The organism is Mesorhizobium sp. M7A.F.Ca.US.014.04.1.1, from assembly GCF_003998745.1.
In the GTDB taxonomy this organism is placed as follows: Bacteria; Pseudomonadota; Alphaproteobacteria; order Rhizobiales; family Rhizobiaceae; genus Mesorhizobium; species Mesorhizobium ciceri.
On the sequence record NZ_RZRW01001126.1, the window covers coordinates 1 to 1008 of the forward strand.

Consider the following 1008-nt stretch of genomic DNA (forward strand, 5'->3'; position numbering starts at 1 on the left):
GCCGTAGTCCCTGAAGTTCAGAGTTCCGGCCAGACTTCGGATTCCCGGCGCGTTCCAGTCTCTGTCGATGACTATCGTTTCTTTCTTGAGATCGATCGTGCCATATCCGGCTCGACTGATGCCAAAATGCTTCCCAAGCAATTCCGCTGCCGCAAATGCCAGTTCGGCAGGATCATCGATCTCCCGAATCCTGTCACCCAACCCCGCCAGAAGCTGGAAGCGCTGCACTTCAGACGAACGTTCGCGTGACGTGACTCCCATTTCGCCCCCGGTTGGTCGGACTAGATAATGCCGTCAGTCGCGAAGAGTTCCAGGCGCCGGACAACAGGTCGGGGCTAGGCCGCCGACGCATTGCGAAGAAACTTGCGTCACGACAGCCAAGGACAACTCCATATGCGCCCTCAACGGGCGAACGACGCGCCGTGCATCATAGTTTAATGACACCTGCTGGGCTGTGCCGCATAAAGCCATTGTCAGCGGCTGTGTAACGGGCGCCGCTGCTTGGGAGCAATCCCACTGTAGCCGAATAGGAGCGCCTGATGCTTAGCCGACCAACCCGCACGAATACGGAAGCTCTCTACCCCAGTGACCTGAACATCCTTCGCGACGCGTTCGACGCGCTGTGCCAGGAATTTGCTATCTTGCCCGACACGGCGGCGGCCAACGCCGTAGCGAGAGAGCTGATCAGGTTGTTTGAAACAGGAATGACGGAAGCGGCCACACTGATGATCGCCGTGCGCGCACGTTGGCAAGGCGACTGGGAGATGGGAGGCAGCAATGCTGCCTGAGGTTTGATGATCAAGCGCAATCAACCCGCTGCATCCTTTTCGACACCGCCGCGTTGAGCGTCAAACCTGCCAGAAATGTCCGATGCGCTGGCACAATGACTGGAGCGACCGATGCCGAAATTCCGCTTCGAGTTTATCGAAGGCATGGCCCAGCCTGCAATCTTTGCCGATATGGCTGATCGAGATGAGGCTGTCAGAGAGGCGAAGCGTGCAGCCAAGG

Annotated in this window: 2 protein-coding genes; one reads left to right on the forward strand and one right to left on the reverse strand. The window is 58.1% G+C overall.

Translation table 11 applies throughout. The annotated features are described in order from the left end of the window. Nucleotides 1-261: hypothetical protein (locus EOA22_RS35005; RefSeq protein WP_206521513.1), on the reverse strand; the 261-nt coding region annotated here is incomplete at its 3' end. 278 nt (nucleotides 262-539) lie between these two features. Between EOA22_RS35005 and EOA22_RS35010 the strand changes: the two genes are divergently transcribed. Further along, nucleotides 540-788 carry a hypothetical protein gene (locus tag EOA22_RS35010; protein WP_013525118.1) on the forward strand — a complete coding sequence of 83 codons (249 nt, stop codon included), beginning with the start codon at nucleotides 540-542 and terminating at the stop codon, nucleotides 786-788. Nucleotides 789-1008 lie beyond the last annotated feature (220 nt).

Coding starts and splice junctions, on each gene's coding strand:
- EOA22_RS35010 (WP_013525118.1), top strand. CDS start 540: ATGCTTAGCCGACCAACCCGCACGAATACGGAAGCTCTCTACCCCAGT.